The sequence below is a fragment of the Haliea sp. E1-2-M8 genome, assembly GCF_030649675.1.
Classification (GTDB): Bacteria; Pseudomonadota; Gammaproteobacteria; order Pseudomonadales; family Halieaceae; genus Haliea.
The window spans coordinates 1-17,892 of the sequence record NZ_JAUTDR010000015.1 but is presented as its reverse complement, the minus strand read 5'-3'; the positions used below and the strand labels follow the sequence as shown (position 1 = coordinate 17,892).

Sequence of the window (17,892 nt, the reverse complement as noted above, 5' to 3'; positions counted from 1 at the left end):
ATAACTGTGGATTCCAAACCACCTCCGATTTCGACATGACGTTATGGCCCATGGCAAACTCAGTGGTGCTGTGAGTGGTCAGCCCTGGCCCCGGAGCTTCACAGACTGGCCAGTGGGCTCGAACAGCGCTGCGTCCTTCCTGCTGGAATTGCCCACGGCCCGATTGACCGGATAGAGCTCAAGGTCGAATTTCAGGGTGGGTGCCAACATCATGTCGCCGGCGTCAATCGGCTGTTCGTTATCCAGCCAGCGGAGGCATTCCTCGCGGGTGAGTAGCACGGGCATACGGGTGTGCCAGGGGCGGAAGGCATCGGCCGCATCGGTTGTCACCAGGGTGCAGGAAAGCAATGGCGTGTCCGCTCCCTCCCACACATCCCACAGCGCGGCCACCGCCAGGGATTGCTCATCGTTGGTGATAACCCAGGGCTGCTTCTGTCCGTCCTCCATGCGCCACTCAATGAAACTGGACATTGGCACCACGCCGCGCTGGCGCCGGAACGGCCCGCGGAAGGCGGGGCTCTTGGTCAGGGATTCAGCTCGGGCGTTGAACATGCTGTACTTGGTGCCGATCTCTTTTGCCCAGGAGGGCACCAGCCACCACCGGGCCATGTCGCCACCTCCAGCGCGAAGGAGCAGGATGTCCTCGGTGGGGGCAATATTGAAGCGTGGCTCGGGAAGTGACGAGTCGATACCCAGGAAGTCCAGCAGATCCTGGAGCCCGGGCAGGCTGGTGATGTTGAAGCGGCCGCACATAAGGGTACTTTAGCTGGCGGTTTCCCGGAGTCAAACACACTTTTTCAGGCTGCTCTGAACCAAATACGTTCCCATCCGTATTCCTTTTATACCGTGGCCAAGAGGGATAGGGAATGTTTGGTTTATTCAAAAGCTCTGCTTCGCGACAAGTGAAAAAACTGCAGAAAGAATATGAGTCCAAGTTGGGTGAGGCGATGCAAGCTCAGCGCAACGGGGACATACGGAGTTATTCCATGCTGTCCGAAGAGGCAGACAGACTGTACAAGCAGTTGATTGAAATCAAGCCATAGAAAAAATGATGGACTGGGTCGAGACGGCCGGTGTAAGCGGCTTCAATGCCCAGGCGCAGCAGACGGTGCGTCAATATCACCCGACCTTCTGTAATCGGCGCCGCGCTGCGAGCCACTGCTTTTGCTGTGCCACGACTTTGCGTGTTCCCCTAAACACCGACATGTCTGGCTCGGCCTTGCCGGTGTGCCCCAGGGTATCCAGTTGGGCGTAGTACCAGTACTGCACGGCAAAGCTCGCCAATGTGCGCAGTGTCTTGATCCGGGTGAGAAACGAAAGCGATCCCGGAAAGAGCGATAGGTTTGACTCATAGCGCGGTAGTTCGTCCAGGCCGGCCAGCAAGCGTGCGGGCGCATCGGTGAGCACGCACAGCGGGCGGCCCAGCCCGATCAGGTCAGCGCCACCCGCATTGATGGCCTGCTCCATGGCATCGCGGCAGCGGAAGCCCCCCGTCACCATCAGTGGAATCGACACTTTCTCCTGCATGGCCAGCGCAAAGTCGACGAAGTAGGCTTCGCGCATCAGGGTGGAATGTGCCACGTGCTGCGGTTCTTCCTCCTCGATACCTTCAATACCCATCAGTTTCGGTTGCTCGTAGGTGCCGCCGGAGATTTCCAGCAGATCGACGCCTGCGGCTTCCAGCCACTGCGCTACCTGCAGGCTGTCTGCAAAGGCGAACCCGCCCTTCTGGAAATCGGCGCTGTTGAGTTTGACTGCCACCGGAAAATCGGGCCCTACCGCTTCGCGGACGGTTCTCACCGTATCCAGCAGAGCGCGAGCGCGATTGGCCAAATCGCCGCCGTACTGGTCGCTGCGCAGATTGCTGCGCGGACTGAGAAACTGCGACAACAGGTAGCCGTGGGCCGCGTGTACCTGCACACCGGTGAACCCTGCGGCCTTCACCGCTGCCGCGCACACACCAAAGCGGCGCACGATGTCCTCGATCTCTGGAACCGTCAGTGCGACAGGCTCACCGAACTGCCCACCGGGCAGGCCGAGCTTTACCGGGGAGGGCGCCTTCGGATGTGGATTGACATTTTTCTGGGTCTGCCGCCCCGCGTGGCTTATCTGCGCCCAGAAGTGGTTGTCGTTGCGGGTAGCCACCGTGGCCCAGTGCGCCAGCGCGGCTCGCATCGCCTCGTCGGGCTCGCGATCAACAATCACGTTGCCCGGCCGTTCAAGGTGATCAGCATCGATCAGGATGTTGCCGGACAACAACAGCCCGGCACCGCCGTCGCTCCACAGACCATACAGGCGCTCCAGTTCCTCTGTCGGCACACCGGCAGGGTCGGCCAGGCCTTCGGTCATGGCGGCCTTGGCTATTCGGTTGGGCAGGGTGACACCGCAGGGCAGTGTGAGCGATTGGGCGAGGATGTCCGACATGGTTGATCCTGAGGTGGCGGGGAATTTGTGGTGTGGAAGCGGTCGCACATGGAGGTATTTGAACGATCTGTTGGTTGTGGCGGGCTGGCGTCACGCGGCATCCTTTGCCCGCCGAAGCGCCAATCGCGTCATCGGTGGCCCCACGATTTCGAACACCACGGTGGAAGCCAGCACCACCGACAGCAATATGTCGGCACGCTCGGGAAACCGCTGGGCGGCCACCAGCGCCATACCCACAGCCACCCCTGCCTGGGGCAACAGTGCAGCGCCCATCCAAAGGCCCATGTTATTGCCCATGGCGCGCCACCGTGCGCCGGCCGAGGCACCCAGCAGGCGACCGGCAATCCGGGCGATGACGTATGCGGCGCCCAGCCAGCCCACCGCTGGCAGTGCATCCAGGTCCAGTGCGGCACCAGCGAGCAGGAAGAAGACCAGCATGAACGGCCACTGGATATGCTCAATGGCGTGGAATGGCCGCCTGTGGTGGTTTGCCAGGTTGGCCACCACCATGCCCATGACCACCGCAGCAAGCAGGAATGACACCTCAAGCCAGCGGGCGGCGCCGAGGCACAAGAAGACCAGTCCGAGGGCCTCGGCCAGTGTAGGATCGCCGCGCGAGATACGTCCCGTGACGTAAGCGGCCGGGACGCCCAGGACGACGCCCAGGACCAATGCGCCGCCAATGTCCCACAGCCCGTGAGTCAGCGCGACCATACCGTCACCCCCATCCAGCATCGCCGCCGCGCCCAACAGCAGACTGAACACGAACACCCCCCAGACATCGTCCACGGAGACCACGCCCAGAAGCGTTTCGGTGAACGCCCCATCAGCGCCGCTCTCGCGCACAACGTCCGCCGTGGCCGCGGGGTCCGTGGCGCTAGCCAGGGCGCCAAGCAGCAACGCGAGAACGAGGTCGCCGGTCAAGAGCCAGACAGCGGTGAACACCAGCATCACGGAGATGACGACAACTGCAAGGGACAAGGCCAGGACGTTGGGGCCGTGGCGTTTCAGGTTTCGGGCGGTCAGGTGGCTCCCCAGCAGGAAGCCGACCATGGTCAGGGCGACCTGGGACACCGCGGTGAACCAAAGCGTTCCAGCGGGCTCCAGCCAACCCAGGAGTGACGGACCGAAGGCCACGCCGGCGATAATCAACAGCGTCACCCGGGGAATCGTAGTGCGCCTGCCCAGCAACTCCGCCGCAAGGCCGACCAGAAGCACCAGGCCCAGGAGGAGGATCTTCTCGGTCAGGTTGTCCATCAAATATTCCTGGAGAGACTAGTCAACCAGCACGATGCCTAAACTCTCCAGCAAGCTCAATGCCTCATGGCGGGAAAATCTTGCGCCCTCCACTTCGTTATTCAGCACATTGATTGCATACCCGGTGGACTCACTAAAATCCACATTCCTCAAATTTGTTCTCGTAAACAAACTCTGCGTGAAGTCACAGTAAGTCATGGCGGAGCCTGCAAAGTTACCTTCACGAAAATCCACATCGTGTAGCTTGCACTCAACCAGCATCAGTTCATTCAACGTGAGACCAAAAAATGACGAATCGTTCATGATACAACGATCAAAATCCAACTCGAAATCAAGATGAAACACGGGCCAATTGGCCTTTGCCCAGTCCACACCAATCAGCTTGGTCTCTTTGAATGTGACACCAAATAATCGCGTATTGGGAAGGTCCATTGAACTCAGGTTACAACGGACAAACTCACAATTGGTAAACTTGCAGTTCCTGAAAGCGGTCTGCGAAAAGTTACAGTCGAAAAACCGACACTCTTCAAACTCAATATCTTCGTAGTGTTTTTCCGGCAGTTCCAGCTTCTCAAAGGAAGCTTCGAAATATTGTTCGCAATCCTTGATACTGGTCATCATATCCTATGGCAGAATCACCAGGTGATCGGGCAGTTCGTTGCGTTCGTGGGTGGCGGGTATATGCTCCTTCAGGAGCTTGCCGCAGGCAGCGATGCAGTCAAGAAATCCCTGCCGGGTCTCGCCCCGGCGCACCCGGGCGGTGAAGTCGGCCACTATGTTTTCCCACACCGAGTTGTCCAGGATGTTGGCAATGCCCTGATCCACCAGGATCTCCACATAGCGTTCGGCCTCCGAGACGAAGATCAGCATGCCGGTGGCGCCTTCCGTATGGTGGAGGTTCTGCTCCAGGAACTGCCGCCGCGCCAGGTTGGAGGCCCGCCAGTAACGTACCTGCCGGGGAATCAGACGGGTGTTGATGCCAGGCACCCGAAACAGCAGGCTGAGCAGGATGAAAGTTCCCCACTGGACCAGCAACAACATGTCGGCACCGAGCCAGCTGCCGAAGTAATTGCCAATACCCGGCACCAGCAACGCCAGGATGCCGGCCCAGAGCAAGGGAATATAACTGTAGTTGTCGGACTGGGCCGCCAGTACGGTTACCAGTTCGGCGTCGGTGTGCCGTTCTGCCTCGTTGATGGCAGCGGTAACGGCTTCCTGATCACTTTTGCTTAGTAGTGTCATGATTCTGTACTTCTCATTGTCGAGTGAGGGGATGCAGGGCCAGCGGATACTCGTGCGGAGTTACCAGCCACCGGAGGCACCGCCACCGCCGAAGCTGCCACCCCCGCCGCCAAAACCGCCGCCACCGAAGCCACCCCCGCCGAAGCCGCCGCCACGGCCGCCCATGGTGGCACCCAGCAGGGCCGCACCCATCAGGGCAGCGCCCCCGCGACCACCACGGCCACCGCGACCACCAATAAAGAACACCACCACCCACATGAGGACGAAGAACAGCCCCACCAGGCCGGAATTGGGCTTTTCCTGGGCGGCACCCTGCCGGCCCTGGGAAGCCGCCAGGGGCTCACCGCCGAGGACCTGTATCATGGCGGCCGCGCCGTTGACGATGCCGGCCTGAAAATCCCCTTTACGGAAAGCCGGGGTCATGATGCGATTGATGATGAAGGAGGACTCGGCGTCGGTAAGCCGGCCTTCAACGCCATAACCTGCTTCGATGCGGATTTTGCGCTCGTCCCGCGCCACGATCAGCAGGGCGCCGTTATCCTCGCCCTTCTGCCCGATACCCCAGTGCCGGCCCAGCTGATAGCCAAAATCCTCGATGGGGAAACCCTGCAGCTCCGGCAATGTGACCACCACAACCTGTTCGGTGCTGGCCTGTTCGTGGGCTTGCAGCATCTGGGTCAGGCCCGCTTCCGCTTCCGGAGAGAGCAGCTCCGCCCGGTCTACCACCCGGCCAGTCAAGGCGGGAAACTCCGGCGCTGACTGGGCCCAGACGGCGGCTGGGAGCAACAGCAGTAACACCAACAGCAGACTTTTGCGGAGCGGGGCAACCATCAGAATTCCACCGCAGGTGCCTCTTCGGCATTCTCCGTGGTAGCTTCAAAGTTGGCGTGGGCCTCCAGATCGCTATACAGGATGCTGTGCCAGATCTTTCCCGGGAAGGTGCGCAGCTCTGTATTGTAGCGCTCTACCGACTGAATGAAGTCCCGGCGCGCGACGGCAATACGATTTTCCGTGCCCTCCAGCTGTGACTGCAAGGCCAGGAAGTTCTGGTTCGACTTCAGGTCCGGGTAGCGCTCGGACACTGCCATCAGGCGGCTCAGGGCACTGCTCAGTTCCCCCTGGGCCTGCTGGAATTGCTGCAGTTTCTCGGGATTGTTGAGAATGCTTTCGTCCACCTGGATCGACGTGGCTCTGGAGCGCGCTTCAATCACCGCGGTCAGCGTCTCCTGCTCCTGGGCTGCAAACCCCTTGACGGTTTCCACCAGGTTGGGAATCAGGTCGGCGCGGCGCTGGTACTGGTTTTCCACCTGGGACCAGGCGGCGGTGACTCTCTCATCGTAAGTGGGGATGTTGTTGATCCCACAACCGCTTAGTAACGCAACCAGTGCCATTAGAGACGTCAACCGCCAGAAAATCCGCTGTTGAAAAGGTATGTGAAGGGTTCGCATAGTGCTCATTCCCGGACGAGTTGCATGAAAAAGAAAGACGCCCGGCCCGCAGGCGGAGGCATCGTATTAATTTTAGGTTGGGGCAGAGTTACTGTTTTCAAGGTAGTCGGCGTTTTCGCAGCGACAACCGATCTCGAGAGCGGGCCGTCTCCGGTTCCCCGGTCGCGACTCTTTGGGCACCCCCGGTATCAGGCCTTACCAACCAGATCGGACATGCGAATCGGAAGACGGCGCAGCCGCGTGCCGGTGGCATGGTGCACGGCGTTGGCGATTGCCGCTGCCGTGCCGACAATCCCCAGCTCGCCGATACCCTTGACGCCCAGCGGATTAACGTAATCGTCCCGTTCTTCCAGCATTTCGACCCGGATCTCGCGCACATCAGCGTTTACCGAGAGCAGGTATTCCGCGATGTTGGTGTTCAGGAAGCGCGCCCGGGGCTTGTCGATTTCGGTCACCTCGTGCAGCGCCGAGCCGATGCCCCAGATCATTCCACCCATCAACTGTGAGTGGGCCGTCTTGCGGTTGAGGATGGTTCCGGCCGCAAAGGCGCCGTGGAGTCGAGGAACACGGATCTCATGAGTCCAGCGGTGTACCCGCACCTCAACCATCTCTGCCCCGAATGCGAACATCGCCATTTCGGGGGTCACAGGGCCAGCGGAGCCATAGCCACCCTTGAAAGTGGTCATGATCATCTTGTCGGTCATCGCCTTGTGGCGGAACTCGCCGATCACCTCAATTTCGCCCGCGGGGGTCGAGGCCAACGCCTCGACCAGCGGCTGGCTGCGGCCATCGGGCGCCTTCAGCACGCCGTTTTCCAGCGTGATGCCTGCCGGATCCACACCGGACAGCGGCCCCTCGGACATGGCTGAGACCTGCGCCGCAATCTGGCGACCGATCTTCAGGCAGGCGTCGTGGACAGCGGACCCGGCCGACGCAGCCGTCGTCGAACCACCCGAAATCGGTGCGACGGGCAGGTCGGCTTCGCCCATCACCACGTCGCAGGCGCCAACGGGCAGCCCCAGACGAGCTGCCGCAATCTGCGCCATGATGGTGTAGGTGCCGGTGCCAACGTCATGGGCCGCCAGCTCGATGTAGGCCTGGCCGGTGCCCTGCATCCGCACCCGCGCGTTAGAGGCCAGGATGTTGGTCGGATAGGTCGCCGTGGCGCATCCGTATCCCACCAGCCAGTCGCCGTCGGTCATCGATCCGACCTCGGGTGTGCGGTCTGCCCAGCCAAAGCTGTCGGCCACCGCAGCGTAGCTTTGCATCAGCGAACGGGACGAAAACGGCACGTCTTCGACGGGATGCCTGTCCGTGTCGTTGACGCGCCGCAGCGCGACCGGATCCATCCCGAGCTTGATCGCCAGTTCGTCCATCGCCGATTCAAGGCCGAAGAAAGTCTGCATCTCGTTCGGCGCCCGCATGAAGCCGCCGCTATTGGTGTCGGACCGGGACAGGCGCTGTTCGGTGTGTATGTTCGGGCAGGCGTACATTGCCCGGGTAATGTGGGTGCCGGCGTTCACCACCTGGTCGAACTGCGAGGTCTGGGCGATTTCGATATGTTCGAAGGCGGTCAGCCTGCCCGCGGCATCGGCGCCAAGGCGGAAACGCTGCACCGACTCGGGGCGGAAGGTGGCCACCGTGTACATCTGCGGCCGGGTCACGATCAGGCGCACGGGGGCGCCCACTGCCTTGGCCGCGGCGATGGTCAGCATCGCGTATGGCGTGACCCCCGCTTTTGAGCCGAACGCCCCTCCGACAAAGGGCGAGATCACGCGTACGCTGGTTTCCGCCAGACCGTAAGCCTGGGCGATGCCGGCCCGCAGGGTCCTGACTGACTGTGACGGCATCCAGACGGTAAGCCGGTCGCCGCGCCACTCGGCCGTGGCCGAGAACATCTCCAGCGGATTGTGGTGCTGAAACGGGGTGATGTATTCCGCCTCTACAATCTGCGCTACGGAGGACAGGCCCCGGGCCAGATCGCCCTTGGTGACCACCATGCCCTTGCTGTCCTCCCCCGCGCCCACGACGAAGCTTTGTTCGGGGTCCATGGCGATGTGGCTCTCGGAGACGTCGTATGTCGCCTCTATCAGCTGCGCCCCGCGGCGTGCCGCCGCGGCGGATTGCGCAACGACATAGGCGATGGGTTGCCCGGCGTAACGGATGCGCACATCTTCCATTGGCCAGTAGCTGGCAGAGCTGGGGTTGTCCGCATAGGACCGGACAGGCGCAGTGTCCATCGGCCAGAAGCTGGCGGAGCCGGGACCGCCCGAATAAAAGCCCTTGACCGACTTGTAATCCGGCAGGGTGTCGTGAGTGAACACGGCCAGGACGCCCGGTTCGGCCTTGGCCTTCGAGATGTCCATCCCGGTCAGCGTACCGACCGCCACGGACGATGTTGCCAGTGCGCCGTGCAGCATGCCGGCGGGCATCACATCGGCGGCGTAGGTCGCTGTGCCGGTGACCTTGCGGGGGGCATCGGTGCGGGTGACTGCGGTATTGATCGTCTGGGCCATCATTTGCCTCCATTCGCCCGCGACTTCGCGGTCATGAGCGCCCCGGCGACCACATCGGCTCCGAGCTTGATCTTGTAGGCGGAGCCTTCCAGCTCGCGAGCGTCGGCAAAAGCGATCCGTCCCGCGGCGCGTGCGGACTCCTCGGTCAGCGGCTTGCCCTTCAGGCTTTCTTCCGCCGCCCGGGCGCGCCAGGGTGTTGCAGCGACGCCGCCCAGGGCGATGCGCACGTCGCGCACGGCATCGCCATCCAGTTCGACCCCGACAGCAGCCGAGGCGCTGGCGAACGCGTAACTTTCACGGTCCCGGGCCTTGAGGTAATGGCTCGCCTTCAGGGCGGGCACGATGGGCACGGTGATCTCGGTCACGATCTCGCCCCGCTGCAGGATCGTTTCGACCTCAGGCGTGTCACCGGGCAGGACATGCAGATCAGCGAAGGGAATCCTGCGCCGGCCGCCAGGGCCTTGCGTATGAATCTCGGCATCAAAGGCTATCAGCGCCTGCGCCCAGTCGCCGGGATACATCGCCACGCAGGCGGACGAGCCGCCGAAGATGGCGTGGTGGCTGGTCTCGCCCCCGTCCAGCGCCGCACAACCCGATCCCGGGCTGCGCTTGTTGCATTGGGCATAGGCGGTGTCGCGGAAATAGGGACAGCGGGTGCGCTGCAGGATGTTGCCGCCCAGACGCGCCACATTGCGCAGCTGCGGGCTGGCTGCCTTCCAGAGGGACTCCGTCAGAACGGGCGCCGCAGCCACCAGGTACTTGTCGTCGGCCAGGTGACCCATGCGGGCCAGGGCGCCGAACCGGATTCGGTCGGCACCGATTTCGTGACCTTCCAGTTCCGCGAGGCCGGTGATGTCGACCAGCGCAGAAGGCTCGCGCACGCCGATCTTCATCAGGTCCACCACTGTTGTCCCACCGGCCAGGATATCGCCACCGCTGTCGCGGATGGCAGCAATGGCGTCCGCCAGATTCTTCGGGCTGTAATAGGCGAAATTGCGCATGTTCAGCCCTCCTTGCTGTCGCGAACGGATTCGACCGCGGCGACTATGTTGGGATAGGCGCCACAGCGGCAAAGATTGCCGCTCATGTATTCGCGGATCTCGTCAGCGGATCCGGCATGGCCCTCGTCGATGCAGGCGATAGCGGACAGGATCTGACCGGGTGTGCAATAGCCGCACTGGAAAGCGTCTTGCTCGGCAAAAGCGGTCTGCATCGGATGCAACGACCCGTCCGGGTTGGCCAGGCCTTCGATTGTCGTGATCTCGGCGCCGTTGGCGGACAGCGCCAGGATCAGGCAGGAGTTCACCCGGTCACCATTCAACAACACGGTGCAGGCACCGCATTGCCCCTGGTTGCAGCCGATCTTGGTGCCGGTCAGCCCCAGGGTATCGCGCAGCGCCTCGACCAGGGTAGTGCGCGGCTCGACAGTCAGGGTTCGGAGCCTGCCGTTGACGGTCAGTTCGATCTTCGGTTGCGCATCGGGCGGCACGCCGCTCCCGGGCTGGTGGGCCGCAGCATGCCGGATGCCGACACCTAACGCTGCACCGGCCGCGCCAGTCGTGCGCAGAAAATTACGGCGCGAAAGACCGTCGCACGGCGGGGATGTTTTAGAGGTCATCGCAACTCCGAAGATCTATTTGTCGAGGGTGAGAGTCAGGGGGTCATAACCACCTTCACGCAACCATCCTCGTGTTTCTGGAACAGCTCATAGCCCCGGGGCGCGTCGGCAAGCGGCAGCCGGTGCGTGATGATCTGTGAAAGATCGATCTCGCCCTCGGCCACGCGCTTCATCAACGGCTCCAGATAGCGCTGCATGTGGGTCTGCCCGGTCTTGATCGTGAGCGCCTTGTTCATCACCGCGCCCATCGGAAACATGTTCACGAACCCGACATACACGCCCGGGATCGACAGGGAACCGCCCTTGCGGCAGCACTTGGCGATCTGCTGCAGCACATAGGGATTCGGCACCCCCTTGACGTGCGCCAGGTCCTTCGCCTTGTCGACCAGCGCATTTGCAGCGCCGTGACCGTGTGCTTCCGCTCCGACCGCATCGATGCAGCCGTCCGGACCCCGGCCCTCGGTCATGTCCATCAGCCGCTCGTACACTTCTTCCGGGTCGTAGCTGTCGATGATCTCCGCACGGCCGAATGACTTCGCCATCGCGAGCCGTTCCGGGACGTGATCGATGGCGATGACCCTTGCCGCGCCGAGCATCCACGCGCTGCGGATCGCAAACTGGCCGACCGGCCCGCAGCCCCAGATAGCGACGGTATCTCCATCCACTATGTTGGCGTTTTCCGCAGCCATGAAGCCGGTTGGAAAGATATCGGACAGGAACAGCACCTTGTCGTCCGGCAGACCGGCCGGCACCTTGATCGGGCCGACATCGGCGTGCGGGACCCGCACCAGTTCCGCCTGGCCGCCCGAAAAACCGCCGGTCATGTGACTGTAACCGAACATGCCGCAGGTCGCGTGCCCCATCTGCTCTTTGGCCAGATGCGCCTTCGGATTGGAGGTGTCGCAGAGCGAATACAGCTGTTTTTTGCAGAAAAAGCATTTTCCGCAGGCAATCGTGAACGGCACGACGACCCGGTCTCCAGCCTTCAGCCCGGTCACTGCAGAGCCGGTTTCGACCACTTCGCCCATGAACTCGTGCCCCAGGATGTCGCCCTCCTTGAGCGTCGGCACCAGCGCGCCGTAGAGGTGAAGGTCGGAGCCACAGATGGCGGTGGCGGTCACCCGGATGATTGCGTCGTGGGGATCCTCCAGAACCGGATCGTCGACCGTGTCGACCCGGACGTCTTCCTTGCCATGCCAGCAGAGTGCTTTCATGTCGCGAGCTTCCATAAGGAATGTGCAAGGACTGTATTCCTCTGCATGTCTCGCGTTCGGTTCGGAAGCGAACGTTTCCCGGTATTTAGCTGTGGCGATTGCGGAAGGTCTTGCTAGTAGTCGGCCAGCCGCGATTGGGTTGGGCGCTAGTGGCTGAGGATTATCCCCAGGTGCGAGGACTGGCAGTGTGTACCTGCTGTAAAAGCTTCCAGCCGACCTGAGTGTTGTGATGTTCTACAATAATCTGACTTCTCAACAATGCTGGAATTTCGATCAGTAGTATTCCAGCAATCAAAGTAAGACCAAGTTCGGGTTTCAGGAGAAGAAAAAAGATTCCAGTAGCCATCACCACAAGGTTCAGAGAACCTCTGACCCAGTTACCCAAATAAAAGTGATGGAGGCCCGCCAGGAAAAACCAATTCAGAACTGCGTATGTGTCAGGGTCCCGAATGGATTCGTTGTAGCTTCGGTAAAAATCAATCCTCTCGGAATCAGACAAACTACGAATGGCTTCTCGTAGCCTTTCATCTTCCTCGCGGACCTGGCGCTGCTTGAGAGTGAACGCCTCTAACATAGTCAAATCTTTCTCGGCGGTAGGGGATCGTGTAACTTGGATATCTGGTCATGATCACGGCACCTGTTTACTCTGCTTAGCGCAAGCATTAAACCTCTAGCTGCGCCGAACTGAAGAATGGCCTGGCGAGCGTATTCGGAACAGCTGGGTTCAAAGTTGCAATCCACTCGAAACAATTCCAGTCCGCCACCACGTGACTGGTAGCGGTCTATGCAGGAAACAAGGAGTCTTTGGACTGGCGCCATCAGGCTATTGCTCACGTCCCAGAGTCAGTATCACGGTTTCTCTGGTCCAGAAAAGCCAGAATCTTTTCCTCTCTATGACCTGGAATACCAGTTGCCAGCCCTCCGCAGCCGCCTGGTTGAGTGTGGCTTCCAATTTCTTTATCGGCAGTCCTGAGGATCCCAGGAAAATGGTTCCGCATCCGCCTTCCGTTACTATCTCCACTTTGTATTCTTTATACATTTGGTTCCTCTGCAGGACAGAATCAGTTTTTATTTATCGAAATACTTGTGGACGTTCCATACCGTATAACAACGCCCCAATGGACTCCAGCATCACCTGTTTTTCCAGCCCCTGCTGCTCGGCGGCATCTCACTGTTCCTACATCGCAAAAAAAAGTAGGCGTGGACTGCGCTAGTGTTTGGCGGAAACCGGGGTATGCAGGGTTAGTGGTTACGGGTGAAGTATGGATGGATGGGTGGGTCGTTGAGCGGGGAGCGCGTCTGGGTTTGGAAAATCTGCTTGGTGCCTCGGCGGCATCCGCAAATACGCAGGTTCCCGGGCGGAGGGAATTGTAAGTCGTTGATTTCAAATGGTGCCCGGAGACAGAATCGAACTGCCGACACGGGGATTTTCAATAGAATACTTTACCTAAAACTCTTTAAAAACAATAGGTTAAGTAGGGTTTTCGAGGCTATGCTATAGACTATGCTATTAAGGCGGGGCCAGATTGAGCCTTTGATGTATTGACTATTTGAGCGTAGGTCCGCGAACTAGTGTGTCAACACCACTATGCTCCCTGGATGAGATGTGTTTGGGAATGGTTTGTGGTGCAACACTATTGTTGCCGATCAGGCGCTAGTCTCTCTGTATAGCTCTGCTTGAAAGCCTACGAACGTGCCCTGGATTTCTTGCACCGTACCTAGCTCCTGTTGTGCTGCGTGAATATTTCCGTACTTCGCCGTTAGCACAGTACTAAGCTTGCTCACGTCTAGCTCATCAACGCCTACGTCAATGTAGTTATGTAGCACGTAGCTCACGAACTCACGTTGCTTGTCGTTTAACAAGTTGTAGATGTTGGTTTTGCTGGTCGCTACACGTGCAGTTCGTGTAATGGAAAGTTTTGCATGCGCCATGCGTTTACGCATATCAGCTAGTTTTCTTTGACGTGTTTAAGCTATTTCAGCTCACCTAAGTTTGTCTGCTCTGTAGCCTGAGCCAGCATTTTTCCTAGTAAATCGTCAATGGTTTGAATAGCTGGTTCATATATGCAATGTGACACATTGCGTGTCGAAGTGGCATAGGTTGATTACAGTACAACCTCATGAGCGAAAAAGAATAAAACGTTGATAGCTTAACACCCATTCTGCCCAGTAGCGGCCTTGCGGACTTCTCAATCTATCAGTCGTAGTCAGCTCAGCTAAGTATTTGTAGTAAGTGTATTGTGCCTATGTGTAGCCTCCCACGCTCCAATAATCAGCGCTGACTTTGACGTAATCGGATATTAATGCTTTTAGGTAATTATCAAGTCCTGATAAGTTTCTACTATCCAGTGCTTTACCGAACTTGGCTTCATATATAACTTTTAGTGCCTCATAATGTGGCACTTGATTATCAGTGCCCATCTGACTGAATGCGCGGTCGAACATAAATTGCGCAAGCATTGGGTCAACGATCTCAAAGTAACCATCAGTTGCTTGCTCGAAAGGAAAATCCAAATCGTACTCAGTACCCAAGTGCAAAGCTAGCCAGCTTGCTTGTTCCCAAAAGAGTCTAATCGCCGCGCAAAAACCGCTTTTTATCTTGTCATACTGCCAAGCTTCGCCCTCAAGTTTTCCATCAATAATCGCGTCTGCGAATTGGTGTCTAAGTACCTCGCCGAGAATGTACTTTGTATCAAGATCGAACCAGTGCAGTGATACAAGTGAGCCGCATATCGGTGTTTGCTCTTTATACAGCTCAGTTCTTGGATCTAACATGCTTTTAGGTATTTTCTCGCGCAAGCTGGTTCCAAGTGGATCAACGTGCGTCTCGACAAATTCGTTCCATTTCCACCTGTCGTCGCTGTTGTAAGCTGCTAGAGCGCCAGCTGGAATGGCAGGAACAATGATTACGCTACCTGGCAGATGTGTTGCTGCTGTTAACATGGTGTCGTACCTAAGATCTGTGTAGAAAATCTTCCGGCAACGTACCACGCGTGCAATCATGATACTAGCCGCTTAGGCATCAGGTGTTCGGCTTCCTGCCCTCTCCAGTACCCTGTTTGCTACTCGCTGGGCTAGCTCTGTGTGTAGCTCGGCCATCTGCTGCCAGCGCATACGCCGACGTTCATCTTGTTCCCCTGCAACGGCTTTATGCCAAACACTACCCTGACCCTTAAGCTCGGCGTATAGGTTAAGCAGAACATTGTTGCTCACATCGCGTTTTTGGTTGCGCCGATTGCATAAGTAGCTGCGTGATGCCTTTAAGTATCTGGTAGTAAACTCGTTCTCTGTCAGGCTTGTGTGTACCTTTCGAAGTTCTTCAAATATGTCGTCTGTTATCAATGTTGGCTCCTTTATGTATTATCTAAAATATTCTGTGAGATCTAGAGTATGTATTGCTCTATGAAAATTCTTATGGGTCTATGGCAACTATTTAGTTTTGGCTTCGGATAGATTTGTTGGCTAGCTTATCCACTCGATCTGCTGACGTCTTACTTGGCTGTAAACCTGTTCTTCCCTTTCCGTCAGTTCTTCTGTTGCCATCAGGTGCAGTGTCGTTAGAATCAGCAGTTACCCTATGTGTGGTTCTTTTAATTCTTTCTGATCTTTTCAATCTTCTAGGTGATATTCTGTTGTACACAATATCAAGCAAATCATCGGCCATTACTGCATCTTGCTCATTGCCTGTGTTGTATAACGATAATATGTTTACTAAGTCATCCGTTCTGCCAATCCCCATGTTGAATGTCGATTTTTGTCTATTCTCTTCATATTCAATTTCTTGTCTATGTCTATCCAATTTCTTCAATATTGTTTTATCATCTAACTTTCTTTTAGTAATAATCTCGATAAGTTTCAATGTTTCTCCAAGTTGTTCTCAACTCTGCGCAGTTAAGCGCATAAATAAATGTTGTAATTTTGTACCCTCCGTCTGTTCCGTGCGTTCGCATTCGCAAGCTCACATGTTTCGTCTCGTCTCGTGTCAGACTTTGTGGCACATAAGTTATTTATGTAAGCGATTTTAAAATAGGGGCTTTTTGGGAAAATACAGCACCAAATGATGGAACTACAAGTAGGGTTAGCACTTGTATGCTATTAACTGATTTCTTCGCCGGCACTGCGCCATACCTAGTTTGATGGCATGATTCATGGAGTGATGTAGGTAACTTAGATCATCAATCCATGCTTGATTGCCGTTGTTATTTTTTATGCCATACCCACCCCATTTGCGTCTATTGTCGAGGCATGGCTGGTGGTGGCATATGTCGTGTAACTTCTTACGTATTCGCCCTCTGAAGTAGTTTCCTAACCAGTTCATCTGCCGCGGCCTGAAGAGCAAGACGTTGCCGCATTCGATCATTGGATAGCCACTCACCAAGTCGTGCCTTCCACTGCTCGTCATCATTAACCAGAAGCAGCTTGAATTCGTCTGACAACCTATATGCAGAGTTACCAGATTTTGGCCATTGGATGGCCAGAAATTATCGTGCCATCATGTGACTTCAAGAAACATTTGTCTAGAGCACCAATCTCCCAGATGGGTTTGAGCCAAGAATCACGTCCCTCTCCATCAAGCTTACTCCCATCTGGCTGTAAAATTCCAACGTGGCAACCTATATGAGCGGTTGAGGCTGCGTTACAAAACGTGTGAGCTACATTGATCCTCGTAAACCAGCTATTCGTTTCGTCATCTAGAATAGCGAACACGACATCCGCTATGTCTGGGCTGTCTCGTGAAAACTCGGCAAAAGTTTCGCGTATCCATGACTTGGACATACCTTGGTATCAATCGCGAATAGCGTCGCAACCAGAATCGAGCCGTTTTTGCCTCAAAGAGCCTACTTAGACTCTAGGCACATCACAGGTACTCTAATCACTTTTGATGGATGCTAACCAATAGTTCCATCTAAAGGAAACCTTTCATATCTGATGCGTGGCTCTGTTTGAATACAGTCCCAGTAAGCAGTTGTCTCAAGTAGAGACAAAGACTCGACGATGCCCAGCTGTTATCAGTTGCCTGTGCTCTTTCAAAGCTTCGACGGAAATGTGCCCCAACCTTGCAGCCCCTCGCTGGGCTCAGCTTCTTCTGCAGCCCTAATGTTTATCAGCGCGAGCCTGCAGACCCTTTCTCCGTGTGAATGGCACGTGTTGTAGTCAGGCGGATACGGCTCATCGGCTGAGCGTTCTAGCTCTAACTGGCGCCCATTCTTGTCAAAAAAATCACCAGCAGAAAAGCGGGATACATCGTACGGCTTGTACCGCTCGCCTTGCTTGCCTTTAGTCCTAACGTAGCGAGCGTCTTCCGCACGTCTGTAGGCATCGTCTTTGAGAATCGCGCCAATTTGCCAGTACTTGAAGCCTTCCTTGCGCATATCAAATGCTCGCAGTCCGTCGAGTAGCGACTGAACGCTGTTTTTCGTTACCTTCGAAAGCTTGTAGCGAACTGTGCTGCTCGTCTTGCGCCCATGAATATCATGGTGATTGCTTAGGATTCGCTTGCCCAGCTTGAGCGTGTCTGAATACGTCTGCCCGCCAGGCAGCAGTACGCAAATCACATCACCAGAGGCTATCTGATCTTCGTAGTCTCTGACCTCTTCTAGTGTTGCTGGCAGGCGAGGCACAGGAAGCGCTGACTCAGCAAAGAGAACCATGCCTCGTTGTAACCCATTTGCCAGTCGTTGCGTCCACCACTCCTTAAACGTCACACGGTGTATGTCGCCAAAATCGTCATAGAGTTTCTGCATATCGCCACCGCCTGACTCGCAGGCGAGGCGATAACGCTCACTTCTACGCAAGTACTCGAACCAACAGTAGTAGATGCTTTGCTCCCAATTAGTGCCTGAACGACTTGGGCGGTTATCAAACAGAGGCTTGGGCTTGAGAAAGCGACGACGCTCGTGGGAAGGGCGAAATGCCATAGGTGAAGTCACAAATTAGCTGGCAGTGGTAAGTATCGCATCTTTTTCGGCGTCGTCCAAATATAACCAATATTAGCAATTGGGGTTTGCTGGCATAGTCGTATTCGTCCACTAACGAAGGAGACGAGACATGCTCATGTACAACCTCAATGTTAAACAAGATATTGATATACATGGAAAATACGTAAGCGCAAAATAATCTACGCCCTGCCAACGCCGCCCTGAACTGTGCAAGCTGCACCCTCCGAATGGTCA

21 protein-coding genes are annotated in these 17,892 nt (G+C 56.9%); 1 reads left to right on the top strand and 20 read right to left on the bottom strand.

The genetic code is table 11. The annotated features are described in order from the left end of the window. Positions 1–78: 78 nt before the first annotated feature. Positions 79–753 carry an SOS response-associated peptidase gene (locus Q6D67_RS13540; RefSeq protein WP_304706190.1) on the bottom strand — a complete coding sequence of 225 codons (675 nt, stop codon included), beginning with the start codon at positions 751–753 and terminating at the stop codon, positions 79–81. 113 nt (positions 754–866) lie between these two features. Here Q6D67_RS13540 and Q6D67_RS13535 point away from each other — a divergent pair, with 113 nt between their 5' ends. After that, on the top strand, positions 867–1,043 hold the full coding sequence (locus tag Q6D67_RS13535) for a DUF6435 family protein (protein ID WP_304706189.1): 177 nt from the start codon (positions 867–869) through the stop codon (positions 1,041–1,043). A gap of 76 nt (positions 1,044–1,119) precedes the next feature. Here Q6D67_RS13535 and Q6D67_RS13530 read toward each other — a convergent pair whose 3' ends face one another. The 19 genes from Q6D67_RS13530 to Q6D67_RS13450 form a co-directional block, all read right to left on the bottom strand. Beyond that, entirely contained in the window at positions 1,120–2,424 is a 1,305-nt protein-coding gene (locus Q6D67_RS13530; RefSeq protein ID WP_304706188.1) for an NADH:flavin oxidoreductase/NADH oxidase family protein, read from the bottom strand. A 90-nt stretch (positions 2,425–2,514) separates the two neighbouring features. Continuing rightward, positions 2,515–3,681: a cation:proton antiporter gene (locus tag Q6D67_RS13525; RefSeq protein WP_304706187.1), complete on the bottom strand. Its 1,167-nt coding sequence runs from the start codon at positions 3,679–3,681 to the stop codon at positions 2,515–2,517. Positions 3,682–3,699: 18 nt separating this feature from the next. Beyond that, positions 3,700–4,299 (bottom strand): pentapeptide repeat-containing protein, encoded by a 600-nt coding sequence (locus Q6D67_RS13520; protein WP_304706186.1) that lies wholly within the window; start codon positions 4,297–4,299, stop codon positions 3,700–3,702. 6 nt (positions 4,300–4,305) lie between these two features. Then, complete coding sequence (locus Q6D67_RS13515) at positions 4,306–4,923, bottom strand: TPM domain-containing protein (protein ID WP_304706185.1); 618 nt, start codon at positions 4,921–4,923, stop codon at positions 4,306–4,308. A gap of 60 nt (positions 4,924–4,983) precedes the next feature. Continuing rightward, complete coding sequence (locus Q6D67_RS13510) at positions 4,984–5,754, bottom strand: YgcG family protein (RefSeq protein ID WP_304706184.1); 771 nt, start codon at positions 5,752–5,754, stop codon at positions 4,984–4,986. Beyond that, a complete protein-coding gene (locus Q6D67_RS13505) occupies positions 5,754–6,314 on the bottom strand; it encodes a LemA family protein (protein WP_304706183.1) in 561 nt (186 codons plus the stop codon). Before Q6D67_RS13505 ends, Q6D67_RS13510 begins: the two co-directional genes overlap by 1 nt. A gap of 245 nt (positions 6,315–6,559) precedes the next feature. Further along, positions 6,560–8,887 (bottom strand): xanthine dehydrogenase family protein molybdopterin-binding subunit, encoded by a 2,328-nt coding sequence (locus Q6D67_RS13500; RefSeq protein ID WP_304706182.1) that lies wholly within the window; start codon positions 8,885–8,887, stop codon positions 6,560–6,562. Then, positions 8,887–9,888, bottom strand: a complete 1,002-nt coding sequence (locus tag Q6D67_RS13495; RefSeq protein WP_304706181.1) for a xanthine dehydrogenase family protein subunit M — start codon at positions 9,886–9,888, stop codon at positions 8,887–8,889. The genes Q6D67_RS13500 and Q6D67_RS13495 overlap by 1 nt, the downstream gene beginning before the upstream one ends. A 2-nt stretch (positions 9,889–9,890) precedes the next feature. Continuing rightward, the gene (locus Q6D67_RS13490; RefSeq protein WP_304706180.1) at positions 9,891–10,505 is read right to left on the bottom strand and encodes a (2Fe-2S)-binding protein; all 615 of its coding nucleotides are present in this window, start codon (positions 10,503–10,505) and stop codon (positions 9,891–9,893) included. Positions 10,506–10,540: 35 nt separating this feature from the next. After that, positions 10,541–11,719 carry a zinc-dependent alcohol dehydrogenase gene (locus tag Q6D67_RS13485; protein WP_304706179.1) on the bottom strand — a complete coding sequence of 393 codons (1,179 nt, stop codon included), beginning with the start codon at positions 11,717–11,719 and terminating at the stop codon, positions 10,541–10,543. A gap of 160 nt (positions 11,720–11,879) precedes the next feature. Beyond that, a complete protein-coding gene (locus Q6D67_RS13480) occupies positions 11,880–12,293 on the bottom strand; it encodes a TM2 domain-containing protein (protein WP_304706178.1) in 414 nt (137 codons plus the stop codon). A gap of 2 nt (positions 12,294–12,295) precedes the next feature. Beyond that, the gene (gene yidD / locus Q6D67_RS13475; protein ID WP_304706279.1) at positions 12,296–12,538 is read right to left on the bottom strand and encodes a membrane protein insertion efficiency factor YidD; all 243 of its coding nucleotides are present in this window, start codon (positions 12,536–12,538) and stop codon (positions 12,296–12,298) included. Between the two features lie 4 nt (positions 12,539–12,542). After that, positions 12,543–12,758 carry a DUF4177 domain-containing protein gene (locus Q6D67_RS13470; RefSeq protein ID WP_304706177.1) on the bottom strand — a complete coding sequence of 72 codons (216 nt, stop codon included), beginning with the start codon at positions 12,756–12,758 and terminating at the stop codon, positions 12,543–12,545. Between the two features lie 608 nt (positions 12,759–13,366). Further along, the gene (locus Q6D67_RS21820) at positions 13,367–13,651 is read right to left on the bottom strand and encodes a type I restriction-modification enzyme R subunit C-terminal domain-containing protein (protein ID WP_370551967.1); all 285 of its coding nucleotides are present in this window, start codon (positions 13,649–13,651) and stop codon (positions 13,367–13,369) included. Between the two features lie 312 nt (positions 13,652–13,963). Further along, a complete protein-coding gene (locus Q6D67_RS13465; protein WP_304706176.1) occupies positions 13,964–14,662 on the bottom strand; it encodes a hypothetical protein in 699 nt (232 codons plus the stop codon). A 72-nt stretch (positions 14,663–14,734) separates the two neighbouring features. Beyond that, positions 14,735–15,061 (bottom strand): DUF6626 family protein, encoded by a 327-nt coding sequence (locus Q6D67_RS21815; protein ID WP_370551964.1) that lies wholly within the window; start codon positions 15,059–15,061, stop codon positions 14,735–14,737. 91 nt (positions 15,062–15,152) lie between these two features. After that, on the bottom strand, positions 15,153–15,578 hold the full coding sequence (locus tag Q6D67_RS13460) for a hypothetical protein (RefSeq protein WP_304706175.1): 426 nt from the start codon (positions 15,576–15,578) through the stop codon (positions 15,153–15,155). 1,168 nt (positions 15,579–16,746) lie between these two features. Further along, positions 16,747–17,463, bottom strand: a complete 717-nt coding sequence (locus tag Q6D67_RS13455) for a hypothetical protein (RefSeq protein ID WP_304706174.1) — start codon at positions 17,461–17,463, stop codon at positions 16,747–16,749. 115 nt (positions 17,464–17,578) lie between these two features. Further along, a partial coding sequence (locus Q6D67_RS13450; protein ID WP_304706173.1) for a hypothetical protein occupies positions 17,579–17,892 on the bottom strand: 314 nt, incomplete at its 5' end.

What these genes read in the sequence shown, in the direction of transcription:
- Q6D67_RS13540 (WP_304706190.1), bottom strand. Translation starts at nt 753, where the DNA reads ATGTGCGGCCGCTTCAACATCACCAGCCTGCCCGGGCTCCAGGATCTG.
- Q6D67_RS13535 (WP_304706189.1), top strand. Translation starts at nt 867, where the DNA reads ATGTTTGGTTTATTCAAAAGCTCTGCTTCGCGACAAGTGAAAAAACTG.
- Q6D67_RS13530 (WP_304706188.1), bottom strand. Translation starts at nt 2,424, where the DNA reads ATGTCGGACATCCTCGCCCAATCGCTCACACTGCCCTGCGGTGTCACC.
- Q6D67_RS13525 (WP_304706187.1), bottom strand. Translation starts at nt 3,681, where the DNA reads ATGGACAACCTGACCGAGAAGATCCTCCTCCTGGGCCTGGTGCTTCTG.
- Q6D67_RS13520 (WP_304706186.1), bottom strand. Translation starts at nt 4,299, where the DNA reads ATGACCAGTATCAAGGATTGCGAACAATATTTCGAAGCTTCCTTTGAG.
- Q6D67_RS13515 (WP_304706185.1), bottom strand. Translation starts at nt 4,923, where the DNA reads ATGACACTACTAAGCAAAAGTGATCAGGAAGCCGTTACCGCTGCCATC.
- Q6D67_RS13510 (WP_304706184.1), bottom strand. Translation starts at nt 5,754, where the DNA reads ATGGTTGCCCCGCTCCGCAAAAGTCTGCTGTTGGTGTTACTGCTGTTG.
- Q6D67_RS13505 (WP_304706183.1), bottom strand. Translation starts at nt 6,314, where the DNA reads ATGGCACTGGTTGCGTTACTAAGCGGTTGTGGGATCAACAACATCCCC.
- Q6D67_RS13500 (WP_304706182.1), bottom strand. Translation starts at nt 8,887, where the DNA reads ATGGCCCAGACGATCAATACCGCAGTCACCCGCACCGATGCCCCCCGC.
- Q6D67_RS13495 (WP_304706181.1), bottom strand. Translation starts at nt 9,888, where the DNA reads ATGCGCAATTTCGCCTATTACAGCCCGAAGAATCTGGCGGACGCCATT.
- Q6D67_RS13490 (WP_304706180.1), bottom strand. Translation starts at nt 10,505, where the DNA reads ATGACCTCTAAAACATCCCCGCCGTGCGACGGTCTTTCGCGCCGTAAT.
- Q6D67_RS13485 (WP_304706179.1), bottom strand. Translation starts at nt 11,719, where the DNA reads ATGAAAGCACTCTGCTGGCATGGCAAGGAAGACGTCCGGGTCGACACG.
- Q6D67_RS13480 (WP_304706178.1), bottom strand. Translation starts at nt 12,293, where the DNA reads ATGTTAGAGGCGTTCACTCTCAAGCAGCGCCAGGTCCGCGAGGAAGAT.
- yidD (WP_304706279.1), bottom strand. Translation starts at nt 12,538, where the DNA reads ATGGCGCCAGTCCAAAGACTCCTTGTTTCCTGCATAGACCGCTACCAG.
- Q6D67_RS13470 (WP_304706177.1), bottom strand. Translation starts at nt 12,758, where the DNA reads ATGTATAAAGAATACAAAGTGGAGATAGTAACGGAAGGCGGATGCGGA.
- Q6D67_RS21820 (WP_370551967.1), bottom strand. Translation starts at nt 13,651, where the DNA reads ATGGCGCATGCAAAACTTTCCATTACACGAACTGCACGTGTAGCGACC.
- Q6D67_RS13465 (WP_304706176.1), bottom strand. Translation starts at nt 14,662, where the DNA reads ATGTTAACAGCAGCAACACATCTGCCAGGTAGCGTAATCATTGTTCCT.
- Q6D67_RS13455 (WP_304706174.1), bottom strand. Translation starts at nt 17,463, where the DNA reads ATGCAGAAACTCTATGACGATTTTGGCGACATACACCGTGTGACGTTT.